Here is a 25,694-nt window from a genome sequence, read left to right as displayed (position 1 = left end):
TGATGACGCAGAGCTACTGGCCCCGGGCCAGATACGGATTTGAGAGGACCGACGCGGTTGAGTGCGGCTTCGAAGGCCCCGGCGGACGACCAGCGGGCCTGGTTACCCCGGCCGCGGCGGGACGACCCCTCCGGTCCGGTGCTGGTCCTGATCGCCCTGGCCGCGCTGGGCTTCGGCCTGGCCAGCACCGCCGGGCTGTGGGCCGACCCGGCGGGCCGGTTCATCGCCGGCAACGTGCCTGATGCGACCCACTACTCCTGGTGGCTCGGGCACACCCCGCACTCGATCGGGCAGCTGGAGAACCCGTTCGAGACCAAGGACCTGAACTGGCCGACCGGCGTGGGCGCGATGAACAACACCACGCTGCTGCTGCCGGCCGTCCTCCTGTCGCCGCTGACCCTGCTGGTCAACTCGGTGCTCACGCTGAACGTGCTGAACCTGCTGGCGGTCCCGGCCTGCTTCGCGGCCGGCTACTGGGCGCTGCGCAAGGTGCCGGGCGTCTCCTCCGGCGCGGCCGCGGTCGGCGCCGCCGCGTTCGCCATCTCCCCGGCGATCATCAACTCGCTCACCGGGCACATCACCATGGCGTTCGCCCCGGGCCTGCCGATCCTGATCGCGCTGAGCGTGGAGGCCTGGCGCACCGACCACCGCCGCACCAGCCGCTTCGACGCGCACAGCCCGATCCGGGTCGGCCTCTGGCTCGGCCTGGTCGCGCTGCTGCAGGTGTTCATCGGCGAGGAGGTGCTGTTCCAGGCCGGCATCGGCGCGGTCCTGATCCTGCTCACCGCCGCGGTGTTCCGGCCGCGCCAGATCAAGGCCGGGGCCGCTCGCCTGGCCCGCACCCTGCTGGTCGCCTTCGCGGTCTTCCTGCCGCTCGCCGCCTACCCGCTCTACCTGCAGTTCTTCGGGCCGCACGCGCATCACGGCAGCCCGTTCACCAAGGACTACTTCGGCGCCGACCTGACCGCCTTCTACACCCCCACCCAGGGTGTGCTGCTCAGCCGCGAGGCCGATCTGGAGCGGGCCCGGCTGTTCCCCGGCGGGATCGAGGAGCACCTGGCCTACCTGGGCTGGCCGCTGATCATCACCTGCCTGATCACCGTGGTACTGGGCTGGCGGATGCTGGCCGTGCGCTGCGCCGCGGTGGGTCTGCTGGTCACCGCCGGGCTCTCGCTCGGCGGCCGGCTGTGGATCGACGGGGTCTGGACCGAGCACCGCGGCCCGTACTCGTTCCTGCAGGAGTTGCCGGTCACCGAGGCCTCGCTGGCCACCCGCCTGGGCCTGCTGGTGGCCCTGTTCGCCGGGGTGCTGCTGGCCCTGGCCGTGCAGGGGCTGCGCAGCGGTTCCCGGCACCGGCTGCTGCACCCCTCGCCCCGGGCCAACGCCAGCCGGACCAACGTCACCGCCCGGGCTCTCGGCGCGGTGGGTGTGTCGGTGGCCTGCCTGGCCCCGATGCTGCCCGCCACCATCCCGGTGGTCGACGTGACCGAGACCCCGGAGTGGTTCACCAGCCAGGCACAGGAGCTGCCGGAGGATACCGTCGTGGTCGTGCTGCCCTACCCGGTGCCCAGCCTGCCCACCGCGATGCGCTGGCAGTCCGAGGCCGACTACCCGTTCCGGATGCCCGGCGGTTACTTCCTCGGCCCGGCCGAGGACGGCCAGGCCTACGTCGGGGGAGCGGCCGACCCGGCCACCGCCCGGCTGCTGACCGAGGTGCAGTACACCGGCACGCCGCGGATGGTCACGCCGGCCGATCGGATGCAGGCTCAGGCCGACATCACGGCCTGGGGTGCGGACAAGATCGTGCTGGGGCCTGATCCGGCCAATGCGGCGTTGAAGCAGACCGTCACCGACCTGCTCGGGCAGGAGCCGGTCAGCCAGGGCGGCGTCGATGTCTGGGAGCTGCCGTGAGCGGCCGTCTGGTGCTGGCCGCCACCCCGATCGGCGATCCGGAGGACGCCTCGGTCCGGCTCTCCCGGCTGATCGAGACCGCCGACCTGATCGCGGCCGAGGACACCCGGCGCTTCCGCCGGCTGGCCGCCGCCCTCGGGATCACCCCGCAGGGCAAGGTGATCAGCAACTACGAGCACAACGAAGAGGCCCGATCCGGAACGCTGCTCGAGGTGGTGGCCGGTGGTGGCACGGTGCTCGTGGTCACCGACGCGGGCATGCCCGGCGTCTCCGATCCCGGGCTGCGGGCGGTGCGGGCCGTGGTCGAGGCCGGCCTGCCGGTGACCGCGCTGCCCGGCCCTTCGGCGGCGCTCACCGCGCTGGCCCTGTCCGGCCTGCCCACCGACCGGTTCTGTTTCGAGGGATTCCCGCCGCGGACCAACGGCAAACGCGCCTCGGCGTTCCGGGCGCTGGCCGAAGAGCCGCGCACGATGATCTTTTTCGAGTCGCCCCGCCGCACCGCCGACACCCTGGCCGCTCTGCGCGATGCCCTCGACGCCGAGCGGCCGGCCGCGGTCTGCCGGGAGCTGACCAAGACGTACGAAGAGGTCAAACGCGGTTCGCTGGCCGAATTGGCGCTCTGGGCCGAGGAGACCGAGGTGCTCGGCGAGATCTCGATCGTCGTGGCCGGAGCCCCCGAGCGCGCGCCGATCGACATCTCCGACCCGACAGCAAAGGACGATGTGGCCGCCTTGGTCGCTCAGGTCCAGTCAATGGTGGACGAGGGTGAGCGGCTCAAGGACGCGGTGGCCACGGTGGCGCGCCGGACCGGGGTGAACAAGCGCGCTCTGTACGACGCTGCCGTGAAAGCCCGTTCCGCCGAATAGCATTGGCGACCACAGCGTCCTTCAATCCGGTAGTGCCCGGTACCGCTCGGCGGTGATCCGGTAGAGCACGTGCGGGGCACCCCACCAGTCCGGGTAGTTCGGGTGCTGGAAGTCGTCGGCGGGATCGCGGGTCAGCCCGAGCTTCTCCATCACCCGGCGGGAGGGCTGATTGGTCACGGTGGTCATCGAAACCACCTGATCCAGCTCCAGCACCTCGAACGCGTGCCGCAGTGCCGCCCGTCCCGCCTCGGGCGCATAACCCTTGCCCCAGTGCGCTTTCGCCAGGCGCCAGCCTACTTCGGTCGCGCCGGGAGCGACGATGTCCGGCATCGGCCAGAGCCCGGTCAGGCCCGCGAGTTCCCCGCTCTCCTTGACCTCGACCGCCCACAGCCCCCAGCCGGTCAGCTCGATGTGCTCATGCAGGATGTCGATCGAGAGGTCGGCCTCTTCCCGGGTCTGGACGGAGGGGAAGAACCGCCGCACCTCGGGATCCGCGTTCATCGCGTAGTACGGATCGCGGTCGCGGTCTTCCCACTGGCGCAGAATCAGGCGGGGGGTTTCGAGGGGGGTCAGCACCGGGGCATCATGCCATTGGTGACCTTGGTGCGAAACCCCGTAAATGCTACGAAAGTTATGTAACTGAGCGAGGGCTACTACGAGCGACTGACCAAGCCCGGCAGGCCCCGCTTGATCTGCCGCACGGCCTGGGCGATCCGGTGCTCGTTCTCGATCAGCGCGAACCGGACGTACCCGTCGCCGTCCGGGCCGAACCCGACGCCCGGTGAGACCGCCACGTCGCACTCCTTGACCAGCCGGGTGGCGAAGGCGATCGATCCCTCCGCACGGAACTGCTCAGGGATCGGCGCCCAGACGAACATCGTGCCCTTGGGCCGGGCCACCTCCCAGCCGATTCGCGACAGCCCGTCGCACAGCGCGTTGCGCCGGGCCTCGTAGACCGCGTTGACCTCGGCCGGGTACTGCGCAGCCTCGTTCAGGGTGACCGTGGCGGCGATCTGGACCGGCTGGAACGAGCCGTAGTCCAGGTAGCTCTTCAGCTTGGCGAGCGCGGCGACCACCTCGGCGTTCCCGAGCAGGAAGGCCATCCGCCAGCCGGCCATCGAGAACGACTTGGTCATCGAGTACAGCTCGACCGCGCAGTCCAGCGCGCCCTCGCACTCCAGGATCGAGGGCGGACGAACCCCGTCGAACCACACGTCGGCGTAGGCGAAGTCGTGCACCAGGACGACGTCGCGCTCGCGCGCCCAGTCGACCAGTCGTTGCAGGTCTTCCTTGGTGGCGGTGGCCGTGGTCGGGTTGTGGGGGAAGCAGAGCACCACCACGCGAGGCTTCGGCCACCCGTACTCCCAGGCCTCCATCACCGCGTCCACGTAGTCCGAAGCCCCCGACGGCCCGATCGCCACCTGCCGGGCATCGGCCCCGGCGAAGTAGGGGCCCCAGATGTGGATCGGGTACGACGGCGAGGGCACCAAGGCCGCGTCGCCCGGCTGCAGCAGCACCCACATCAGGTGGCTGAAGCCCTCTTTCGCGCCGATGGTGGCGATCACGTTGCGAGTGGGGTCCAGCTCGACCCCGTACTGGGAGGCGTAGCGGGCGGCGATCGCCTCGCGCAGTTTCGGGATACCGCGAGAGGACGAGTACCGGTGGTTGCGCGAATTGTGCGCTGCCTCGGCCAGTTTCTCCACCGCGATCTCCGGACTGGGGATGTCCGGGTTGCCGAAACCCAGGTCGACGATGTCCTTTCCGGCCCGCCGGGCCTCCAGCTTCAGGCCGTCGATGATGGTGAACACGTACGGCGGCAGGCCCGGGATTCTTCTGAACTCCACCATCACAACGTTAGTCAGGCATCCGGTGCCCGGCGGATAGCCAATCGCCTGATCCTGGCCTTGTGCGGTTATGGGGAGAAGACGATGCGCGAGACGGCCGCCCGGACCAGACTGGCCGCATGCCGACCCGCCTGACCCAGATCGTGATCGACGCCGCCGACACCACCGCCCTGTCCCGGTGGTGGGGAGAGGCGCTGGGCTGGAAAGTCACCCATGACGACGGGGACGAGAGCAGCGTGCTCCCGGCCGAGGGAGAACCGGGGATCGAGCTGGTGTTCTGCCCGGTGCCGGAGAAGAAGGAGACCTGGAACCGGGTGCACCTCGACCTGGCCAGCGGCAGCGCCGAGCACCAGGCCCAGGCGGTGGCCCGGCTGGAGGCGCTGGGGGTCACCCGGGTCGATCTGGAGGTCGAGCGGCCGTGGGTGGTGCTTCGGGATCCGGAGGGCAACGAGTTCTGCGTGCTGGAGCACCGGGACGAGTACGACGGCCGCGGCCCGATCGCGGCGATCGTGATGTGGGCCGAGGACCCGGCGGCGCTCGGCCGGTTCTGGCAGCAGGCCGCCCGCGGTGAACTGGAGGCCGAGGGCGGGCCGGTGGCCACGCTCGAGCTGACCACTCCCGGTCCGTTGCTGGAGTTCGTTCGCAGCACCACCCCCAAGACGGTCAAGAACCGGCTGCACCTGGATCTGCGGCCGTACACCGCCGACGACCGCGCCGCCGAGGTGAGCCGGCTGATCGGGCTGGGGGCGTTCCGGGTCGACGTGGGTCAGTCGGCCGAGGTCACCTGGACGGTGCTCAGCGATCCAGAGGGCAACGAGTTCTGCGTTCTGAGCGCTCGGGACTGAGCCGAGTGCCCACCCGTCTGGCCGGAGCGGTGATCGACTGCGAGCAGGACCACGCCGGGTTGGCCCGCTGGTGGGGTGGGGTACTGGGCTGGCCGGTCGTGTCTTCCCCGGCCGGGGAGACGGTGCTGGCTCCTTCGGCCGGGGCGCCCGGTGTCGAGCTGGTGTTCGGTTCGGCTCCGGAGCCGAAGTCCGGATGGAATCGGATCCACTTCGATCTGCAGGCCGTGGACCCGCCGGCCCGGGTTGCCCAGCTGGAGGCGCTGGGGGCCCGGCGCATCGAACTGGACGTCGAGCGTCCCTGGTTTGTTCTCCAGGATCCCCAGGGCAACGAGTTCTGCGTGCTCAGGCACTGGGACGGCTACGACGGGCGAGGCTCGATCGCCGCGATCACCGTGCAGGCGCGGGAGCCGCTGCCCCTGGCTCAGTTCTGGGCGCAGGCGGTAGGGGGCGCCGTCATGGTCGGTAGCGAGCACGTCACCGCGCTGGATCCGGGTTCCGGCCCGCTGATCCAGTTCGTGCGCAGCGCTGCGCCGAAGATCGTGAAGAACCGGATCCACCTGGACGTGCGACCTTTCGCCGGGGACGATCCGGAGGCTGAGGCGAAGCGGCTGCTCGCCCGGGGAGCCCGGCCCGCCGACGTGGGGCAGAGCGGGGCCGAACCCTGGGTGGTACTGGCCGATCCGGAGGGCAACGAGTTCTGCGTGCTGGACCCTTGACCTTCCGGGTGCTTTCCGGCCGTTCGATGCCTTCGGCCAAGATTGTCGGACCCTGCCTCTATGGTCCCCATCATGGATTCGGTCCAGACCTACACATACCGCCAGCCGTCCGAGCTCACCCCGGGCGGGCTGGGGCTGGAGACGTCCGGCGGTACCGCCCTGCGGGACCCCGGGGCGCACCCGCGGTTCTTCACCGGGTTCCTGCAGCGTCCGGCGGTGGCTGCGGCCGGGCTTCTGGCGGTGGCAGAAGTGGCTCGCACCAGGTATTTCCAGCCGGCCGACACCACGTTCCGCGATCCGGTGGTCACCAGCGACGGGGAGCGGCTGCGCTTCGAGTCGTTCTCGGTGTGCGGCGGTGTGCACCTGCGGCTCGACGTGCTGGGCTCCGGTTTCGACGGTGACGTCATCGACCGGGGCACCACCAACGTCGACGTCAACGAACCGCTGCGGCGCATGCTCAGCGGGCTGCTCGACGGGCAGCCGCTGCATCTGGCTGTCGGCCCGGACGACGTGACGGTCACCACCAAGACCGACTCCGTGGTCGAGCGCAAGGTGCCGTTGCCTGCCCGCTGGGTGCGTGGCTTCGGCGAGATCTACGTGCTCACCAGCGAGTTCGATGCCCGGGCGGAGATTCCGGCCGCCGAGGCGTCACGTCTGCTGCGGTCCCTGCCCAGCCAGCGCCGGGCCGCCGGTGCGTTCTGGTTCGCGCCGGCCGGCCGCTCGCTGCGCCTGGTCTCCCGGCCGGTTCCGGGGGCGGTGTGCCTCCCTGGTCCGCAGCGTCTTTCGGCGATCCTGCCCCTGCTGCGGTTCGCCACCGGGCTGCGGGTCTACGGGCCGGGGGTCACGAGCACCAGCCAGCCGGTCGCCAGCGCCTGGGAACTGGCGTTGCCCGGTATGCGGCTCACCGCAACCCTTTCACCCGATGCCACCCGCGGTTTCTCCGGTGAGGGAGCAGTGCTCGACGCGCTCTCGGGAGACACCGTGGCTGAAGACGCAGACCTGGTCAGCGTGCTGCTCGCCTTCGAACCGCGGATCGACCTCGCCGAGCTGGCGGCGGGGTCCGGGCTCACTCCGGCCCGGGTCCGGGCCGCACTGGTCCGCCTCGGTGCGGCCGGGAGGGTCGGCCATGATCTGGCCGAGGCCGCCTCCTTCCACCGTGAGCTGCCCTTCGACGGTGGTCTGGTCGAGCAGATGAACCCCCGCCACGGCGCTGCTCGGGCGCTGGTCGCGGCCGGTGCGGTCAGTCTCGAGCAGAACCGGCCCGGCGAGGTGATCGGCCTGGTCAGCGCGGGCGATCACACGCATCGGGTGCGGCTGGCGGGCGATCGGCGGACCTGCACCTGCGTCTGGTTCGCGAAGCACCAGGGCAGCCGGGGCCCGTGCAAGCACGTTCTGGCCGTGGAGCAGTCGGCCCGGGAAGAGGTCTGAGCGATGGACTTCGACGAACTGCTGGACGGCGTGCGGGCTCAGGAGCTCGACCGCATGGTGAGCGTGATGATCGAGCTCACCGACGAGCAGCGGCGGGCCCTGGCCCCGCAGATGGCTGCTTTTGCCCGGACCTATGTGGGCGGCGGCTGGTCCGACAGTCGCTCGCTGCAGAAGAACCCGGCGGCGGCCGTGGCGGCCGCGATCGTGGGCACGCTCCCGGCCTCGAAACTGCCGGCCGTTCTGCGCCGGCTCTGGGTGAGCATCGCTTACGGCTCCGGCAGCCGGGCGCTGGCCGACCACCTGGTCCGGATCCTTCAGGCCCGTGGCCTGACCGGTAACCCGAAGCTGGCCGACGAGCTGGCCCGGCGGGTGCGCGACAGTGACCTGTCCAGCGCCCGCTGGTTCTTCGAGCTGGCCCGGCAGATGCTGTTGCGTAGTACGCAAGCGCCGCAGGTGCATCCGGCCTTCGTCCGGGTGTGGATCACCTGGGCGGAACAGATCGACGAGGATGTCCGGGCCCGGCCCGACTGGGCGGGACTGGCCTTCAGCTCCTGGGAGACCAGGGGCACTGGAGCCCGGCTGTCCGAGCCGGGCGTGCGCAGCACCCTGCTCCAACTGAGTGCTGATGGGCTGATTCCGCGCACCGAACTGCTCGAGGCCTGTGTCGGCGCTCTGCAGGCCACGGATCGGAAACTGGATCTGCGCGGCCTGGTCGACTTCCACGAAGAACTGGCCCCTTCGCTCGACGAGATCCGGGCCGGTCACTATGTCAGCTTGCTGGCCGGTGCGCCTGCCTTCGTCGCCATGGTGGCTCAGCAGCACCTGCAGGCTCTTGATGCAGCCGGCCGGCTGCAGGTCGCCGAGCTGGCGCAGGCCTCGGAGGCGGTTCTGGTCCGGCCGGACAAGGGCCTTTTCCGGGCCCAGCTGGGCTGGTTGCGAGCCGCGCTGAAGCGGAACCCGGGAGGCCGGGAGCCCCTGGCCCGGGCCGTGGCGGTGGGCTTCGGGCATCCGGACCCGGCGCTGCAGAAGAGCGCTCTGGAGCTGCTGGCCCCGTACGTCAAGGAGCTACCCGGCCCGTTGCTCTCGGAACTCTCCTCTGCTGCAGCCGGTTTGGCGCCGGATCTGCATGGCCGGGCCGCCGGGCTGTTCGGCGCCGAGGTGCCTACCGAGGAACTGGGTGACCCGGAACTTCCGCTCGCGCAGCCTGCGGCGCCGCTGGAACTCCTCGACACACCCGAAGAAGCGGCTGAGGTCCTGGCCGTGTTCTACCAGAGCTACGAGTACTGGATGCAGGTCGATCCGCAGCAGATCGAGCGCATGCTCGAGGCCCTGGTGCGCTGGTCCTGGAGCGATCCGGAGCACTTGCACCGTGCGCTCGCTCCGCTGTTCGGGCAACTCCGCTGGCTTCAGGGTGAGCCGCCGCCGCGTCACTACCAGCAGGGCAGCCCTGGCGAGTACATCAACGTCAGCACCCTGGAGGCGATCAACCTCTGCCTGCGTTCAGCCCAGTCCTGCGCCGAGCGCCCGTCGGAGCAACGCCACCGTCAGGAGCTGGACCCGGAGCACCTGCCGTACCCGTCCGGCCGGATGGCCGGGCTGAGGCCGGGAGCAGTTCTGAACCGCCGGATCTGGGAGGTCGCCTCCGGCATCCGCTGGGCACCGGTACCGGTGCTGCTGGCCACGCCCAGCACGGTCGACGGGGTGATCGAGGGGGAGGAGCTGCGGCGTCGTCTGCTGCTGGTCGAGTCCGCCGGATGCCGGCCGTGGCTGCACGACCTGATCCAGGCCTGGCTGAGGGTCTGCCCGGCCGAGCGGGACGGCCTGCTGGAGGACGTGCGGCGGGTTGCCGGGCCGGAGAACGCCGAGCATCTGGTCGGCCTGTCCGAGGTCAGGGCGGAGGTGCGGCTCGAGGGCTGGACCCAGACCCAGGCCCAGCGGGACGGTTTCGGCCCGATCACACAGGAGGTGCTCGGCACCCGCCTGGTCGGCTCGATCACCCCGGACAGCGACACGCTCGAACCCTGGAACCAGCTGTGGCACCTGCCCGCTCCGGACGGCGGGAGACCGGGCTGGAGCAAGAGTCCCTGGCTCTCGATGTGGCCGTCGCTGCTGCCTTTCGAGCCGGACATCACGGCCGCCCATCTGAGCCGGGAGGATCTTGAGGCCCACCGTGGGGCAGGTGAAGTCGTCCGCCTGCACGCCGAGGCTCCGGGCCCGGCCGGCGCGATGAGCCTGCTCCTGTACTGCTACGGCCTCAACCTTCCGGAAGCGGGCGACCGGGCGGCCACCGCCGAAGGCCTGATCGCGCTGATCGGCCGGGGCGATCTCGACGCCGGGCAGTTCGGGGCGCTCCTGGGGCACCTGATCACCCGAAGCGATCTGAAGCTGAACCGCGTGGTGGAGACCCTGCAGACGGTCGGGCAGGCCGGGGCCTGGTCTGCGCTTCGGCCGATCCTGGTCGAAGCCTTGGCGCGCTGTCTGCCCACCGGTGCCCAGGTACCACCCGCCCGTCTGGCCGATCTGGTCGCGCTGGCGGTCGAGGCGGTTCATCGAGGTGGCTCGTGGGAGGTGGGCGAGCAGACCGATCTGGCTTCTCGTTTGAACCACCTGGCCATCCGCAAGAGTGCCAGTCGTCTGCGCACCGAAGCGCGGCGTCTCCAGGCTGCTCTGGCCCCTGTCGCGGTAGGAGACTGACCGATGGAATGGGACGAACTGTTCCTCGTCATGCGCAAGCAGGGTGCCGAGGGCACCACCACCGCACTGCTCGAGCTGACCGATGCCCAGCGGCGGGTGCTCGCGCCCGAGGTGGCCGGCTTCGCGAGGGCAGCCGGAAGGTGGTGGACCGGAGACGATGTCGAGTACAGCAACTACTTTCGGAATGCTCGCCGAGGCCCCAACGGTCTGATGGCTGCCACGGCCGTCGCGGTGGTGGGTACCCTCCCCGCCTCCAGGATTCCGGCGGCGCTGCGGCGGATCGAGATCGACGCCTCGAACGGCCGCGGTCTGGACGAGCTGATCGGCCGGCTCTTTCAGGTGCTCGAGGCCCGAAAGCTCACCGGCAGTCCGAAGCTGGCCGCTGATCTGGTCGGCCGAGTCCGCGAGACCGACGTCCACAGCCGGGCCTGGTTCTTCCACCTGTCTCTGGAACTCACCCGGCGGGGATCGGGTGAACTGCCGCACGCTCCCGGATTCCTGCGCCTGTGGATCGAGAACGTGCAGCGGGTGCTCGCCGACGTCCGGGCCCGCCCGTCCTGGTCGGTCCTGATCATCCGGGCCCTGGAGGTTCGGGACACCGGTCATCTGTTCGACCAGCCCGGTCGGCGCCAGATGCTGCTCACCCTGAACCAGGAGGGACTGCTCGCCCGCAGCGAGCTGATCGACGCCTGTGTCGCGGCCCTGCAGACGAACGATCGTCAGGTGAATCTGCACGGCCTGATCGCCCTGCACGACAGCATCGATCCGAAGGGCGAGGAGGTGGTTCGCCGGATCGGTCAGTACCTCAGCCTGATTGCGGCGGCCCCGGCCAACGTGGCGAGTCTGGCCCAGCAGCGCCTGCGGGCGCTCGACGAGCAGGGCGATCTGCCCACCGAAGTCCTCCGCGAGGCGACGGTGGCGGTGCTGGCCCGGCTCGACAAGGGGCTCTTCCGGGCTCAGTTGTCCTGGCTGCGAACCGCTCTGAAGAACCGGTCGGACGAGCAGGCAGCAGATGCCCGGGAGAAGCTCTTGCCGGCCTTGTCCACGGGGCTCGGGCACCCCGATGCGGCACTGCAGAAGATGGTGCTGAACCTGCTCGCTCCGTACGCGGGTCACCTGAGCGCCTCGGCGAGGGAACACATCGGATCGGTGGCGCAGACTCTGCCGCCGGATCTGCGGGACCGGGCGGCTCAGCTCTTCATCATGGAACCGCTCGCAGCCCCGGCAGCCGGTTCGGTGCTTCCGGTACCGCCGCCGTCCGCCGCGTTGGTGCCGATCACCGACTCGCAGGAGCTCACCGAAGAACTGGCGGTTCTGCTCCAGAGCCGGGACTGGTGGGCTCCGGCCGACCTCGTTCAGATCGAGCGGATTCTCGGGGCCTTGGTGCAGCTGTCCTGGCGCGAGCCCGAAAAGCTGCGCGCCACCATGACTCCGCTGCTCGAGGGCACGCTGAAATGGCTTCCCCGAGAGCCACCGTCGGAGGCCGATCCGTATCTCGACGAGGATGACGGTGCCGGCAGTCTGCTGGACGTCCTGGCGGCGTGCGTGCAGTCGGCGCAGGCCTGCGCCGAGCGTGCTGAGACTGACCGGAAGCCCCAGGTGATCGCCCAGCTCGGCGAGCCCGGGTCCGCCTTGACCGGGTCTGACTTCAACGAGTCTGACCTGACCGGCTTTGGGTCAGCCCGGCCGGGCTTTCGTCCAAAGTCGGCCGGGCCGGGGAACGTGCTGCGCAGCCGGCTCCGGGAGATTGCTCACGGGATCTGGTGGTCGCCGGTGCCCGTGTTGCTGTCCACCCCGACCAGCGCCGCCGGTGTTCTGGAAGCCGATGCGCTGATCGAACGTCTCCAGCAGCATGCGGCCGTGGGCAGTACACCTTGGACCCTCGACCTGGAACAGGCCTGGCTGCGAGTGTCCCCGGCCGACCGCCACCGGGTTCGGGCCGCGATCCCGGGCGAGATCGGGCTGAGCCGTCTCGAGCCCCTGCACAGTGCACGGGCTGAGGCCGCCTTTCACACCTGGACCAGAAAGGTCCGCCCCTGGGAGTACTGGAACGAGAACCCTGAACTCAAGTCCAGCCAGATCGTGGCCCTCAGCCCCGCTTCCGCAGTCCCTTCGCCCTGGCACGGGCTCTGGCATCTGCCGGTCCCGCGCAACGATCGCAGCCAGTACCGTGACACCTCCTGGCTTACGCTCTGGCCGTCCTTGCTGCCGTTCGACCGCGATGTGATGGCGGCCCAGCTGGTTCGGGACATTCCTGAACTCGGCCGCGGCGCGGGCGATGCACTGCGTGCTCACGCCGAGGGCCTGGGCCCGATCGGGGCCGCCGGCCACCTCTTGCACTGCATCGGCCTCGATCTGCCGGATGCCGCCGAACGGGCCGGTGCCACCGATGCGCTGATCACTCTGATCGGCCGGGGGCAGCTCGACACCCGCGCGTTCGGTCAGCTCCTGGGCGGTCAGATCGCTGAGCACGGCCTGAAGCTCAACCGTGTGGTGGGGGCGTTGAGGGGGATCGGGGAGGCCGGTGGCTGGGCGCCGCTCGGGCAGATCCTCATCGCTGCGCTCCCGCCTTGCCTGGCCGCTCAGTCGCACACCTCGATCACCCGGCTCGCCGATCTGGTGGCCCTGACGGTCGAGTCGGTTCAGCAGGCGGGGCCGTCGGCGCTGGGGGAGGGCTCTGGCTCGGATGTGCCCGGCCTTGCCGAGGTCGCGGGCCGGTCCGGTTCCAGCCGGCTGCGTTCCGAGGCGCGTCGGCTGCAGTCGGCACTTGAGGCGGCTCGGGCGCCGGAAGGTCGGCTGCGGGAAGGCAGGGCGCCGGGAGGTCGGTAGCGGGAAGGCCGGGCGCCGGAAGGCCAGCCGCGGGAAGGTCGGCTGCCGGGAGGTCGGCTGCCGGGAGGTCGGCTGCCGGGAAGGTCGGCTGCCGGGAGGTCGGCTGCCGGGAGGCCGGGTGCCGGGAGGTCGGGTGCCGGGAGGTGGGCCGCTGGAAGGTCGGGTGCCGGAAGAGAGGGAACAGTGACAGGGCAGCTCGATGAGGGCGCCGGAAGTGTGGAGATCCGTGAGAAGGAGGATCGCCGGCCCGGCCCGGCACGCGGACGGAGCAGGCCGGGGGAAAGCAGGTTGCAGAACATGGAAAGATTCAGGACATGACCAGGATCCTCACCGCGGTCGCTTGGCCTTACGCCAACGGCCCTCGTCACATCGGCCATGTCGCCGGCTTCGGCGTGCCCTCCGACGTCTACAGCCGCTACATGCGAATGGCCGGACATGACGTGCTGATGGTGAGCGGCACGGACGAGCACGGCACGCCGATCCTGGTGCAGGCCGAGCAGGAGGGTGTGTCGCCGCGCGAGCTGGCCGACCGCTACAACCGGATGATCGTCGAGGACCTGCACGCCCTCGGCCTGTCCTACGACCTGTTCACCCGCACCACCACGCGCAACCACTACGCCGTGGCGCAGGAGCTGTTCCGCACCGATCACGCCAACGGCTACATGATCGAGCAGACCACCACCGGTGCGGTCTCCCCGTCCACCGGCCGCACCCTGCCCGACCGCTACATCGAGGGCACCTGCCCGATCTGCAAGTTCACCTCCGCCCGCGGCGACCAGTGCGACAACTGCGGCAACCAGCTCGACCCGGCCGACCTGATCGACCCGAAGAGCCGGGTCAACGGCGAGACCCCGAAGTTCGTCGAGACCACGCACTTCTTCCTCGACCTGCCCGCGCTGGCCGAGGCGCTCGGCGAGTGGCTGAAGACCCGGGAGGGCTGGCGGCCCAACGTCCTGAAGTTCTCGCTCAACCTGCTCGAGGACCTCAAGCCCCGGGCGATGACCAGGGACATCGACTGGGGTATCCCGGTGCCGCTGGAGGGCTGGGAGGACAACAACGCCAAGCGCCTGTACGTCTGGTTCGACGCGGTGGTCGGCTACCTCTCGGCCTCGATCGAGTGGGCCCGGCGCACCGACGACCCGGAGCAGTGGCGCAAGTGGTGGAACGACCCCGAGGCCGCCTCCAACTACTTCATGGGCAAGGACAACATCACCTTCCACTCGCAGATCTGGCCAGCCGAGCTGCTGGCCTACGCGGGTAAGGGCGCCAAGGGCGGCGAGCCGGGCCGGTACGGCGTGCTGAACCTGCCCACCGAGGTGGTCAGCAGCGAGTTCCTGACCATGGAGGGCAAGCAGTTCTCCTCCAGCCGCGGCGTGGTCATCTACGTGCGCGACATCCTGTCCCGCTACCAGCCCGACGCGCTGCGCTACTTCATCTGCGCGGCCGGGCCGGAGAACCAGGACACCGACTTCACCTGGGCCGAGTTCGTCCGCCGCACCAACGACGAGCTGGTGGCCGGCTGGGGCAACCTGGTCAACCGCACCGCCTCGCTGATCCACAAGAACCTGGGTGCGATCCCCGAGGCCGGTGAGCTGCAGGAGATCGACACCGCAGTGCTGCAGACCACCCAGGCCGGTTTCGCCACCGTGGGGGACCTGCTTCAGGGGCACAAGCAGAAGGCCGCCCTGACCGAGGCGATGCGGGTGGTCGCCGAGGTCAACCGGTACCTGTCCGAGACCGAGCCGTGGAAGCTGAAGAAGACCGACTTCGAGCGGATGAAGACGGTGCTGCACGTGGCCGCCCAGGCGATCAACGACTGCCGGGTGCTGCTTTCGCCGTTCCTGCCGCACAGCTCGCAGCTGGTGCACGAGGCGTTCGGCGGTACCGGCACGGTCTCGCCGCTGCCGGAGATCCGTGAGGTGGAGGACCTGGACGGCGGCCCGGGCTATCCGGTGCTGATGGGTAACTACAAGCTGGGCGAGACGGTGGCGGCCTGGGAGTCGGCGCCGATCGTGCCCGGCACCGTCGTTGCGGCGCCCACGCCGATCTTCCGCAAGCTGGACGAGTCGGTGATCGAGGAGGAACTCGCCCGCCTCGCCGCCAAGGACCAGTAACAAACAAATGGTGGACGTGCGTGCGCAAGTTGCGCACGCACGTCCACCATTTGTTGTTTGCCAGTACCAGGGCGCACCTACGTCCCCCCATTTGTAAGGAAAGCTTTTGAGCAAGAAGGAAACCGGCCCGGTCCCGCTGCCCGACGCGCTGCCGCTGCCCGTGGTGGACAACCACACCCATCTCGACCACGCGCGCAACACCGAGGCGGGCGAGCTCGTCTCCGACGAGACCGTGGAAAAGCTGATCGCTCAGGCAGTTTCGGTCAACGTCACGCGGATGGTGCAGATCGGCTGCGACCTGCCGGCCGCCCGCTGGACCGCCCAGGCCGTCGAGCGTTTCCCGCAGTTGCTCGGGGGTGTCGCCCTGCATCCCACCGAGGCCACCAAACACGCTGCCGCCGGTGACTTCTCGCAGGCGTTCGAGGAGATCGAGAAGCTCGCCGCACATCCCCGGATCCGGGTGGTGGGCGAAACCGGCCTGGACCACTACTGGGTGGACGATGATGCCGGTAAAACTGCTCAGGAAGAGTCTTTTCGCCGTCACATCGATCTGGCCAAGCGACTCGGCAAGGCGCTGCAGATCCACGACCGCAACGCCCACGACGACGTGATCCGGGTGCTGGAGGAGGAGGGCGCGCCCGAGCGGACGGTGTTCCACTGCTTCTCCGGCGGCGCGGCGATGGCCCAGCTGGCCGCCGACCGGGGCTGGTTCCTGTCCTTCGCCGGTACGGTCACGTTCAAAAACGCCGCCGACCTGCGGGAGGCTCTGCAGGTGGTCCCGCTGGAGCAGGTACTGGTCGAGACGGATGCGCCGTACCTGACCCCGATGCCGTACCGAGGCCGGGTCAATGCCAGTTACCTGGTGCCGCTGACCGTCCGGTTCATGGCCGAGACAGTGCAGCGCGATCTGGCCGAGGTCTGTGCCGCGCTCGACGCCACCTCGCAACGGGTCTACGGAACGTGGTGACCGGGGGTAACGGAGTTCACGTCTACCCCACAGTCGAACCCCTACGGAGCAGTTTCTGACATCTGTCGATGAAGCTTTTTCGGGGGTCGTGGAATGCCCTGAACCACAGCAATTTCCGCCGTCTTACGGCACTCCCGGAAGCCCCGCTGACCTGCGTTGATCCATTTCGCGGGGACTTGTCCAGAACCCCGTTCGGGGGTACTGGGCTTGGGATTCGGTCTCGGTTCGATTACGGTGTGCGGTCGACAGCCGGGATCGGACCCTCCCGGCGGAGGCCCCACGTACTCCGAGGGGCTGACGCGATCACCCTCCGGATCGCCTCCGCCGACCGTACCCGGGGAGAACGAGGCTTGGAGCATCGTGCGCTCGCTCGTCCACAGCAGATCGGCGCGCTACCTCGCGCAGGCAGCAGTTCTCGCCGCTACCGTCGGCGGCAGCGTCTGGTACAGCCAGGCGAACCAGACCGTCACCCTCTCGGTCGACGGCAAGACCACCGAGGTCACCTCCTTCGCCAAGGACGTGGCCGGGGTCCTCGAGGACCAGAACATCTCGGTCGGTGAGCGCGACCTGGTCGCTCCCGGCATCGACGCCAAGGTCGGCGAGGGCGACACCGTGGTGGTGCGCTACGCCCGCCCGCTGAACCTCACGGTGGACGGCGAGGAGCGCACCTACTGGACCACCGAGCTCAGCGTGGACAAGGCGCTGCTGGCTCTCGGGGTGCGGTCCGAGGGCGCCGAGCTGTCCGCCTCCCGGTCCGACCGGATCGACCGGGCCGGGATGACCATGTCGCTGAGCACGCCGAAGACGGTGACGCTGGTCGCGGACGGCGAGAAGCAGAAGATCACCAGCACCGCGGCCACCGTCTCGGACCTGCTCACCGACGAGAGCGTCAAGGTCGGCGAGCTGGACAAGCTCTCCCAGGTGCCCAGCACGCCGCTGCGTGACGGCCTGACCGTCAAGCTGGCCCGGGTCACCCAGAAGGAAGTCACCAAGACCCAGTCGGTCGACCACAAGACCAAGAAGACCGAGACCGGCAAGCTCTACGAGGGTGAGACCAAGGTCGTCACCGAGGGCCGCGACGGGGTCAAGCAGACGGTCTGGAAGATCACCAGGACCGACGGCAAGATCACCAAGCGCCAGCTGGTCGACACCAAGGTCACCCGCAAGGCGGTGACCGAGGTGGTCCAGGTCGGCACCAAGGAGAAGTCGGCCCCGGCCTCTTCCGGGGGCGACTCCGGGGGCGCGGCCGACGGCCTGAACTGGGCCGCGCTGGCCGAGTGCGAGAGCGGTGGCAACCCGAAGGCGGTCAACCCGGCCGGCTACTACGGGCTCTACCAGTTCAGCACCAGCACCTGGGCCTCGGTGGGCGGCTCGGGCAACCCGGCCGACGCCAGCTCCGCGGAGCAGACCAAGCGGGCCAAGATCCTCTACAACAAGGCCGGCGCCGGGCAGTGGCCGGTCTGCGGCAAGAAGCTCTGAGTTTCTTCCTGCGCAACCAGCAACGGACGGGTGTGACCCCATCGGGGCGCACACCCGTCCGTTGTTTTTGGTGACTGACCGGGCAAGGTAAGGTCGGCCGCTGTGTCCACGTCCCTGCTCGGCGCCGCCGACATCCGTCAGCTGGCCGACCGGCTCGGCGTACGCCCGACCAAACAGCTCGGGCAGAACTTCGTGGTCGACGCCAACACCGTGCGCCGGATCGCCCGCCTGGCCCAGATCGGCGAGGGCGACCTGGTCACCGAGATCGGCCCGGGCCTGGGCTCGCTGACCCTGGCGCTGCTGGAGACCGGGGCCGCCGTGGTCGCGGTGGAGATCGACCCCAAGCTGGCGGCCGAGCTGCCGGCCACGATCGCCGCGCGGGCCCCGGAGGCGGTGGACCGGTTCAGCGTCGTGCTCTCGGACGCCCTGCTGGTCCAGACCGCGCAGCTGGAGGTCGACGGGCGCACCCCGACGGCGGTGGTCGCCAACCTGCCCTACAACGTGGCCGTGCCGGTGCTGCTGACCCTGCTGGAGCGGGTCCCTACGCTGCGCTCCGGGCTGGTCATGGTGCAGGCCGAGGTGGCCGACCGGCTGGCCGCGCGACCGGGGGACAAGACCTACGGCGTGCCCTCGGTGAAGGCTGCCTGGTACGCCGACGTGACCTGGGGCGGGGCGGTCTCGCGGCAGGTGTTCTGGCCGGTGCCGAACGTGGAGTCCGGCCTGGTGCAGTTCACCGCCCGGCCGCATCCGCAGACCAGCGCCACCCGCGAAGAGGTGTTCGCCTGCGTGGACGCCGCCTTCGCCCAGCGCCGCAAGACGCTGCGGGCCGCGCTGGCCGGCTGGGCGGGCTCGGCCGACGCCGCCGAGGCCGCGCTGCGCAAGGCCGGGATCGACCCGAGGACCCGGGGCGAGAAACTCACCGTGGAACAGTTCGCCGAGCTGGCCGCCGCACGCTAATTTGGCCGCCATGCCGACGGTCCAGCCGATCCTGCTCACTCCCGACGCCGAGCGTCTGGCGGCTTTCTACATCCAGGTCTTCGGGGCGAAGCAGACCTCGCGCGAGCCGGCCGAGGGCGCGGTCTTCTACATCGGCCTGCAGATCGGCGACAGCGAGCTCGGGATCGTGGCCGAAACGGCGATCGAGCCGCACTCGCCGACCCGGGCCCTGCTCTCGATCGAGGTGGCCGATGCCGACGCCACCGCGGTGAAGGTGGAGGCCGCCGGCGGCAAGGTGATGGGCCCGGCCAACGACATGCCCTGGGGGCAGCGGGTGGCGCACACCCAGGACCCGGACGGCACGCCGGTGAACCTGACCCAGAACCTGCTGAAGTAGGAAGTGTCGGGAATCTCCTTCGGCCGTTTCGCCGGAACCGGCAGGCCCTTACAGCGGATATTCGCCCCGGCGCGGGCATAAGTCCGTGTCGTCGGGAGGCGCGGCGCGTTCCGGGGTCATAGCGTTCGGGCATGTCAACGACCGAAAGCCAGACTCCGGGTGCACCGACGATCAGCGTCGCCACGATGAACGCGATCAGCATCGACCTGGACGCCGGAATCTCCCGGCTGCCCCGCCAGGGCGTGCGGCCGGGCCCGCAGACCCGGGACTGAGGTTTCTGTAGCGTCGAAAATTCTCTTGAGCCGCAGGCGCATCTGACGGCAATGTAGGGAGGCCGCCCCCAGCCTCCCGAAGGATCCTCCTGCCATGCGCCTGCTCCGAGATCTCTGGCAGACCTCGCCCCGACAATGCGCCTTCGTGGTTGCGCTGGTGGTGTTCGGCGGGGCCGGGCAGGCCGTGGCGGCCGCGCTGGCCGGACCGGTCCTGGTGGAGCGCTCCTGGGTGATGTTCGCCCTGCTGGCGATCGGCCTGACGCTTTACGTGGTGGGCGATCTGGCCGTCAACATGGTGGCCGCCCGGCTGACCGCCGACTGGTCGGCCGATCTGCGCCGCCGGCTGTGCCAGGTGGCCTTCGCCCAGCCTCTGCAGACGCTGGAGGGCACGCCGGTCGGGGAGCTGCTGGACCGGATCGACGGCGACATCTACCAGGTGGCCAGCGAGCTGCGTAACAGCGGCCTGCGGATGTTCCAGTACACCGCGGTGGCCCTGCTCTCCATCGTCACCGCGCTTTTCGTCTGGTGGCCGGCCGGGCTGGGGATGATCCTGGTGGTCGTCTTCATGGTGGTGGTCCTGGCCCGGCCGATCCAGCGGATCAACCCGGCCCGGATGCACGAGGAAGAGGCCTGGTCCGATCTGGCGGCCGTGATGGAGGAGTCGATCCACGGTCAGGACGACGTCCGGACCACCCTGGGCCGCCCTTACGTGCTGCGGCTTTACGCCGACCGGGCGAGCCGGGTGCTGGCCCGTGGCCGGGTGGTCTGGCGGCTGAGCGCGAAACTGGCGGTCGTCGCGTCGGTCATCGTCCGGGTCTCCATCTCGGTCGTGGTGGTGGCCGGGGTCTGGGCCCTGAACGCCGGTCAGATCGACGCCGCCCGGCTCACCTCGATCTGGCTGCTGGTACTGGCTTTCGGCGCCACCGTGGACCACATCAGCCGGATGGTGCCGCACCTGCAGCAGGCTCTGGGCGCGTGGGGGCGGGTGCAGCAGCTGGCCGCCTCGGCGGTCGAGCCGGAAGGGGGCAAGGCTCCGGCGGACGGCGAACTGCACCTTCGGAACCTGACTTTCGCCTACCCCGGTGAGTCGGAGCGCGGGGCGGTGCTGCACGACGTCTCACTGACTTTCGTGCCCGGGCGCTCCTACGCGCTGATCGGGCGCACCGGTTCCGGCAAGTCCACCCTGACCAAGCTTCTGACCCGCTCGGTCGACGTCCCCCCGGGCACGGTGTACCTGGCCGGTACCGACCTGACCGAGATCGACCTCGAGCAGTTGCGGCGCTGGGTGGCGGTGGTGCCGCAGCGCACCGAGATCCTGGCCGGCACCCTGGCCGAGAACATCGCGTTGTTCGACCCGGAGCTGACCGGTTCGGCCGGGCGGGTGATGGCCGAACTCGGTCTGGAGTCCTGGGTGGCCGGGCTGCCGGACGGCCTGAACACCCGGCTGGGCGACGAGGGTTACGTGCTCAGCGCCGGTCAGGAGCAGCTGGTGGCGTTCGGCCGGATCCTGGTGCGCGACCCGCACCTGGTGATCCTGGACGAGGCCACCGCCCGGATGGACCCGGTCACCGAACTGCAGGTGCAGCGGGCCAGCGCCCGGCTGCTGGCGGGCCGGATCGGCATCGTGATCGCGCACCGGCTGTCCTCGGTGGCCGACTGCGACGAGGTGGTGGTGCTGGAGAGCGGGCGCGTGGTGGAGGCCGGCCCGCTGGCCCAGTCCGAGCGCTACGCCAAGCTGGCCGCGACCGGTCAGCGGCGGGCCCCGGCGCTGGCCCAGGTCGGCAGCCACCTGCCCGAGCAGCGATCCGGGGTGCTCCTGGCGGATCCTCCGGCGCCGATCGTGGCCGAGGCTCCGGCCCGGACTCAGCCGCCCTCGGTCGCCGAGCCGGTCAAGGGCTCGGCCGTCCGCGAGATCATGACCCTGTTGGTGAACGACCCGCGCTACGGCCTGGCGGCCTGCGGCGTGTTCCTGGTGATGCTGCTGCTCGGCCTGGACGGCTCGGTGCTGCCGGCGCTGTGGGCCCAGCTGATCGACGGCACCGGTGAGGCGTTCTGGCCGGCCGTCGGCATCGTCGCCGCCCTGCTGGTCACCGCGCCGTTGCCCTGGTTCCCGGACCGCTGGTTCCCGGAGTGGTGGGTGCGCCAGATGCTGCGGATCAGCGCCCGGCTGACCCACGCCCAGACCGGGGAACGCCGGGTCAGCAACCACACCCCGGCCGCGGTGATCGCCCAGTCCGGCGACACCGAGCGGGTGGTGCAGCTGGCCGACAACATGATCGACAACCTGGTCGCGATCCTGGTGATGGCCGGGATGACGGCGATCTCCGGCTCGATCGTGCCGGCCCTGTTCTTCCTGGCCACGATGGTGCTCTCCGGCCTGGCGGCCACCTTGTTCGGGCCGAAGCTGGAGAAGGCGGCCGACCGCACGGTGAAGGCCCGCGCGGCCTTCGCCACCTCGCTGGTCTCCTCGCTGTCGGCGGCCCGCACGGTGAAGCTCAGCGGTGCCACCGGTTCGGTGCTGAACCACCTGGCCCGGCTGGACCGCACCCGCAGCGACCGCCAGCGCGAGGAGATCATGATCCAGGTCTGGTCGCGTTCCACCCCGGCGCTGACCACCGGCCTGCTCCCGATCGGGGCCTGGGCGCTGTTCCTGCAGGGCACCCTGACCACGGCCGGGGTGCTGATCGCGGTCTCCACCCTGGGCTCGGCCCGCTGGTTCGCCTGGACCACCGCCTCGTTCGTCTCGCAGCTGCCCTCGGCCCGGGTCTGGAGCACCCGCACCCACGCGATGATCGGCGAGCTGAACTACTCCCGCCCGGTGCCGGACCTGGACATCACCACCGGCACCGCGCCCAGCCCGGTGCTGCCGGACCGGGAGCCGCTGCGCGAGCTGCGGCTGTCCCGGTTCAGCGCGGTGCACGAGGACGGGATCGTCGGGGCCCGGGACGTGGACCTGACCGTGCGCCAGGGCGAGCTGGTGCTGGTCGTCGGGCCGGTCGGCGCGGGTAAGTCCTCGCTGCTGCGGGCGCTGGCCGGGATCGTGCACCACACCGGCTCACTGGCCTGGAACGGCTCGGAGGTGACCGCGCCGGAGCGGTTCCTGCGGCCGAACCAGGTGGGCTACGTGGGGCAGGTACCGCGGGTGCTGTCCGGCTCGATCGCCGACAACATCGCGCTCGGGCACAACGTGGAGGTGCACAGCGCGGTGGCCACGGCCCAGCTGGAGCGCGACCTGGTCGAGTCCGGAGCGGGGCTGAGCATGATGATCGGGCACAAGGGCACCCGGTTGTCCGGTGGTCAGCTGCAGCGGCTGGCGCTGGCCCGCGCCCTGGCCCCGCGGACCGAGCTGCTGGTGGCCGACGACGTGTCCTCGGCGCTGGACGTGGCCACCGAGCTGGACCTGTGGCAGGCGCTGCGCGAGCACGGGGTCACGGTGGTCGGCTCCACGTCCAAGCGGGCTGCGCTGGAACGGGCGGACCAGGTGGTCGTGATGGTGAACGGTCGTTCGGTGGCCCAGGGGCGCTGGGTGGAACTGGAGGACGAGTGGGGGCACCTGGCCGGGTGAGCGCGCGGGCGGGCTGAGTGAAGCAGCCCGGCCAAGCTCGAATAGAGTGGCGGGCATGGCGGCGACGACGGAAGCGGTGATCGTGCGCGCGCCCGCCAAGATCAATCTTGAGCTGCGGGTGGGCCCGGTCCGGGAAGACGGCTATCACGAGCTGGCCACCGTGTTCCATGCGGTGGCCCTGTTCGACGACCTCACCGCCCGGGCCACCGCGCCCGGCGCCGGGGTCAGCATCACGGTGGACGGCATCCAGGCCGACGAGGTGCCCACCGACAGCTCCAACCTGGCCGTCAAGGCCGCCGAGCTGCTGGCCGCGCACATCGGCCTGGAGTCCGCCGACGTGGCCTTCGAGCTGCGCAAGGGCATCCCGGTGGCCGGGGGCATGGCCGGGGGCTCTGCCGATGCGGCCGCCGCCCTGGTGGCCTGCGACGCGCTCTGGCACGCCGGGCTGGACCGCGAGACGCTGCACGAGCTGGCCGCCCAGCTGGGTTCGGACGTGCCGTTCTCGCTGCTCGGGGGCACCGCGATCGGCGGTGGCCGGGGCGAGGTGCTCACCCCGGTGCTGGCCCGCGGCGAGTACACCTGGGTGATCGCGCTGGCCGATCACGGTCTTTCCACCCCCGGCGTCTACGGCAAGATCGACGCGATGCGCGCGGCCGGCGAGGTGGCTCAGCCCACGCCGGTGCCCGAGATCGACGACGAGCTGATGGCCGCGCTGCGGGCCGGTGACGCCGAGGGCCTGGGCCGCACGCTGCACAACGAACTCCAGCCCGCCGCGCTGGCGCTGGCCCCGCACCTGGAGAAGGCCCTGGAGATCGGCCGTAAGGTCGGTGCGCTCGGAGGCATCGTCTCCGGATCCGGCCCGACCACGGTGTTCCTGGCCCGCGACTCCAGCCAGGCCCTTGATCTCGCGGTCGCCCTGACCGCCTCCGGCGCAGCGGTCGATGTCCGCCGCGCCACCGGCCCGGTTCCCGGCGCCCGGCTTGTCGAATCGATACGTGGATAACGGTGGCTCACCTTCTCAACGCGGAATCCGTCACGGTGGTGCACGGGTCCCGGACGCTTTTGGACGCGGTCTCTCTCGGTCTCGACGACGGGGACCGGATCGGTGTGGTCGGCCGTAACGGCGAGGGCAAGTCCACCCTGCTGCGGGTGCTCGCCCGTCAGCAGGAGCCGGACGGTGGCCGGGTCACGATGGGCCGCGACGTGCGCCTCGGCGCGCTCTGGCAGGAAGACCGCCTCGATCCGGAAATGACCGTGCGGCAGGCGGTCATGGGCACCCTGGAGGCGCACGAGTGGGCCGGCGATGCCCGGGTGCGCGACGTGCTCGGCGGTCTGCTCGGCGGACTCGAGGCCCCGCTGGTCGGCGGGCTGGACGCGAAGTTCGGCCGGCTCTCCGGCGGGCAGCGGCGCCGGGTCGGCCTGGCCGCGCTGCTGATCGGTGAGCACGACCTGGTGATGCTCGACGAGCCCACCAACCATCTGGACGTGGAGGGCGTGGCCTGGCTGGCCCGCCACCTGAACCAGCGCTGGCCCGCCGGTCGCGGCGGCCTGCTGGTGGTCACCCACGACCGCTGGTTCCTGGACGCGGTCTGCGGCCGGATCTGGGAGGTTCACGACGGGGTCGTGGACAGCTACGACGGCGGTTACGCGGCCTACACGCTGACTCGCGCCGAACGGGCCCGGGTGGCTGCGGTGACCGAGGAACGGCGCCAGAACACCTTGCGCAAGGAACTTGCCTGGCTGCAGCGCGGCGCCCCGGCGCGGACCAGCAAGCCCCGGTTCCGGATCGACGCGGCCGAGAGCCTGATCGCCGACGAGCCGCCCCCGCGCGACCAGATGAACCTGGCCAAGATGGCCACCGCCCGGCTCGGCAAGGACGTCATCGACCTGGAGGACGTCACCGTCACGGTCGGTTCCGGCGACGAGGCGAAAACCCTTCTGGAGCACGTCACCTGGCGGCTGGGCCCGGGTGACCGGATCGGCATCGTCGGGGTCAACGGCTCCGGCAAGACCACGCTGATGCGGATGATGCTGGGTGGTCCGGACGCCCCGGTCCCGGCCTCCGGAAAGGTCAAGCGGGGCAAGACGGTTCAGGCCGTGATCCTCAGCCAGGACGTGCGCGAGCTGGACGCCGTCGCCGACCAGAAGGTGCAGGAGGCGGTCGAGAAGGTCCGCGGCACCGTGCGGATCGGCAACAAGGACGTCACCGCGGGCCAGCTGCTGGAGCGCCTGGGCTTCACCAAGGACAAGATCTGGACCCGGGTGGGCGATCTGTCCGGTGGCGAGCGGCGCCGGCTGCAGCTGCTGCGCCTGCTGATGGGCGAGCCGAACGTGCTGCTGCTCGACGAGCCGACGAACGACCTGGACACCGACACGCTCGCGGCGATCGAGGACACGCTGGACGAGTGGCCCGGCACGCTGATCGTGGTCTCCCACGACCGGTACCTGCTGGAGCGGTTGTGCGACCGCCAGGTGGCCCTGCTGGGCGACCGGCAGATCCGTGACCTGCCTGGTGGAGTGGAGGAGTACCTCACCCTACGGGCCCGCCAGGAAGAGACCGCGTCCTCAACGGCGTCTACAGTTGTGGCCCCTAAGGAGACCAGCGCCGCCGACGCCCGCGCCGCCCGCAAGGAGATGGCCCGGCTGGAGCGCCAGATCGCGAAACTCGGCTCCCGGGAAGAGAAACTGCACGCGCAGATGGCCGAGAAGGCGACCGATCACACCGCGGTGGCCAAGCTCGACGCCGAACTGCGCCAGATCACGGCCGAGAAGGAAGCCCTCGAGGAAGAGTGGCTGGAGGCCGCCGAAACCGCTGGCTGACCAGCGGTTCC

At 70.3% G+C, this 25,694-nt stretch carries 18 protein-coding genes; 16 read left to right on the top strand and 2 right to left on the bottom strand.

The features are described from left to right. The first annotated feature begins 57 nt into the window (after positions 1-57). Positions 58-1,911, top strand: a complete 1,854-nt coding sequence (locus tag LR394_RS31280) for a hypothetical protein (protein ID WP_231448199.1) — start codon at positions 58-60, stop codon at positions 1,909-1,911. Beyond that, complete coding sequence (rsmI, locus tag LR394_RS31275) at positions 1,908-2,777, top strand: 16S rRNA (cytidine(1402)-2'-O)-methyltransferase (RefSeq protein WP_231448198.1); 870 nt, start codon at positions 1,908-1,910, stop codon at positions 2,775-2,777. The genes LR394_RS31280 and rsmI overlap by 4 nt, the downstream gene beginning before the upstream one ends. 21 nt (positions 2,778-2,798) lie before the next feature. Here the strand turns inward: rsmI and LR394_RS31270 are convergent, their stop codons facing one another. Together LR394_RS31270 and LR394_RS31265 are read right to left on the bottom strand one after the other, a co-directional pair. Further along, a complete protein-coding gene (locus LR394_RS31270; protein WP_231448196.1) occupies positions 2,799-3,353 on the bottom strand; it encodes a GNAT family N-acetyltransferase in 555 nt (184 codons plus the stop codon). Between the two features lie 77 nt (positions 3,354-3,430). After that, positions 3,431-4,624 carry an aminotransferase class I/II-fold pyridoxal phosphate-dependent enzyme gene (locus tag LR394_RS31265; RefSeq protein ID WP_269330058.1) on the bottom strand — a complete coding sequence of 398 codons (1,194 nt, stop codon included), beginning with the start codon at positions 4,622-4,624 and terminating at the stop codon, positions 3,431-3,433. A 116-nt stretch (positions 4,625-4,740) separates the two neighbouring features. Between LR394_RS31265 and LR394_RS42250 the strand changes: the two genes are divergently transcribed. The 14 genes from LR394_RS42250 to LR394_RS31185 all read left to right on the top strand — a co-directional run bounded on the left by LR394_RS42250 (position 4,741) and on the right by LR394_RS31185 (position 25,683). Further along, positions 4,741-5,466 (top strand): VOC family protein, encoded by a 726-nt coding sequence (locus tag LR394_RS42250; protein ID WP_269330057.1) that lies wholly within the window; start codon positions 4,741-4,743, stop codon positions 5,464-5,466. A gap of 5 nt (positions 5,467-5,471) precedes the next feature. After that, the gene (locus LR394_RS31250; RefSeq protein ID WP_231448194.1) at positions 5,472-6,182 is read left to right on the top strand and encodes a VOC family protein; all 711 of its coding nucleotides are present in this window, start codon (positions 5,472-5,474) and stop codon (positions 6,180-6,182) included. Between the two features lie 69 nt (positions 6,183-6,251). Further along, entirely contained in the window at positions 6,252-7,610 is a 1,359-nt protein-coding gene (locus LR394_RS31245; protein WP_407937160.1) for an SWIM zinc finger family protein, read from the top strand. A gap of 3 nt (positions 7,611-7,613) precedes the next feature. Beyond that, complete coding sequence (locus LR394_RS31240) at positions 7,614-10,304, top strand: DUF6493 family protein (protein WP_231448192.1); 2,691 nt, start codon at positions 7,614-7,616, stop codon at positions 10,302-10,304. A 3-nt stretch (positions 10,305-10,307) separates the two neighbouring features. Further along, complete coding sequence (locus LR394_RS31235; protein WP_231448190.1) at positions 10,308-13,133, top strand: DUF6493 family protein; 2,826 nt, start codon at positions 10,308-10,310, stop codon at positions 13,131-13,133. Positions 13,134-13,447: 314 nt separating this feature from the next. Beyond that, positions 13,448-15,247, top strand: a complete 1,800-nt coding sequence (gene metG, locus LR394_RS31230) for a methionine--tRNA ligase (RefSeq protein WP_231448188.1) — start codon at positions 13,448-13,450, stop codon at positions 15,245-15,247. A gap of 106 nt (positions 15,248-15,353) precedes the next feature. After that, entirely contained in the window at positions 15,354-16,214 is an 861-nt protein-coding gene (locus tag LR394_RS31225; protein ID WP_231448186.1) for a TatD family hydrolase, read from the top strand. 360 nt (positions 16,215-16,574) lie between these two features. After that, complete coding sequence (locus tag LR394_RS42245) at positions 16,575-17,693, top strand: ubiquitin-like domain-containing protein (protein WP_331283115.1); 1,119 nt, start codon at positions 16,575-16,577, stop codon at positions 17,691-17,693. 102 nt (positions 17,694-17,795) lie between these two features. Next, complete coding sequence (rsmA, locus tag LR394_RS31210) at positions 17,796-18,650, top strand: 16S rRNA (adenine(1518)-N(6)/adenine(1519)-N(6))-dimethyltransferase RsmA (RefSeq protein WP_231448184.1); 855 nt, start codon at positions 17,796-17,798, stop codon at positions 18,648-18,650. 10 nt (positions 18,651-18,660) lie between these two features. Continuing rightward, positions 18,661-19,026 (top strand): VOC family protein, encoded by a 366-nt coding sequence (locus LR394_RS31205; RefSeq protein ID WP_231448182.1) that lies wholly within the window; start codon positions 18,661-18,663, stop codon positions 19,024-19,026. Between the two features lie 131 nt (positions 19,027-19,157). After that, positions 19,158-19,298, top strand: a complete 141-nt coding sequence (locus LR394_RS31200) for a hypothetical protein (RefSeq protein WP_231448181.1) — start codon at positions 19,158-19,160, stop codon at positions 19,296-19,298. Positions 19,299-19,392: 94 nt separating this feature from the next. After that, the gene (locus LR394_RS31195; RefSeq protein ID WP_231448180.1) at positions 19,393-22,863 is read left to right on the top strand and encodes an ATP-binding cassette domain-containing protein; all 3,471 of its coding nucleotides are present in this window, start codon (positions 19,393-19,395) and stop codon (positions 22,861-22,863) included. Positions 22,864-22,918: 55 nt separating this feature from the next. Beyond that, the gene (locus tag LR394_RS31190) at positions 22,919-23,866 is read left to right on the top strand and encodes a 4-(cytidine 5'-diphospho)-2-C-methyl-D-erythritol kinase (RefSeq protein WP_231448178.1); all 948 of its coding nucleotides are present in this window, start codon (positions 22,919-22,921) and stop codon (positions 23,864-23,866) included. 2 nt (positions 23,867-23,868) lie between these two features. Then, positions 23,869-25,683, top strand: a complete 1,815-nt coding sequence (locus LR394_RS31185) for an ABC-F family ATP-binding cassette domain-containing protein (RefSeq protein ID WP_231448176.1) — start codon at positions 23,869-23,871, stop codon at positions 25,681-25,683. Positions 25,684-25,694 lie beyond the last annotated feature (11 nt).

It is taken from the genome of Kineosporia babensis, assembly GCF_021129305.1.
GTDB classification, from domain to species: Bacteria; Actinomycetota; Actinomycetes; order Actinomycetales; family Kineosporiaceae; genus Kineosporia; species Kineosporia babensis.
Note: the sequence above shows the minus strand (reverse complement) of the source record. Positions and strands in the feature narration are given on the sequence as shown.

Excerpts from the sequence above, each read along its gene's own strand:
- LR394_RS31240 (WP_231448192.1), top strand. The coding sequence starts at position 7,614 with ATGGACTTCGACGAACTGCTGGACGGCGTGCGGGCTCAGGAGCTCGAC.
- LR394_RS31235 (WP_231448190.1), top strand. The coding sequence starts at position 10,308 with ATGGAATGGGACGAACTGTTCCTCGTCATGCGCAAGCAGGGTGCCGAG.
- LR394_RS31195 (WP_231448180.1), top strand. The coding sequence starts at position 19,393 with ATGCGCCTGCTCCGAGATCTCTGGCAGACCTCGCCCCGACAATGCGCC.
- LR394_RS31200 (WP_231448181.1), top strand. The coding sequence starts at position 19,158 with ATGTCAACGACCGAAAGCCAGACTCCGGGTGCACCGACGATCAGCGTC.
- LR394_RS31265 (WP_269330058.1), bottom strand. The coding sequence starts at position 4,624 with ATGGTGGAGTTCAGAAGAATCCCGGGCCTGCCGCCGTACGTGTTCACC.
- LR394_RS31205 (WP_231448182.1), top strand. The coding sequence starts at position 18,661 with ATGCCGACGGTCCAGCCGATCCTGCTCACTCCCGACGCCGAGCGTCTG.
- LR394_RS42250 (WP_269330057.1), top strand. The coding sequence starts at position 4,741 with ATGCCGACCCGCCTGACCCAGATCGTGATCGACGCCGCCGACACCACC.
- metG (WP_231448188.1), top strand. The coding sequence starts at position 13,448 with ATGACCAGGATCCTCACCGCGGTCGCTTGGCCTTACGCCAACGGCCCT.
- LR394_RS31190 (WP_231448178.1), top strand. The coding sequence starts at position 22,919 with ATGGCGGCGACGACGGAAGCGGTGATCGTGCGCGCGCCCGCCAAGATC.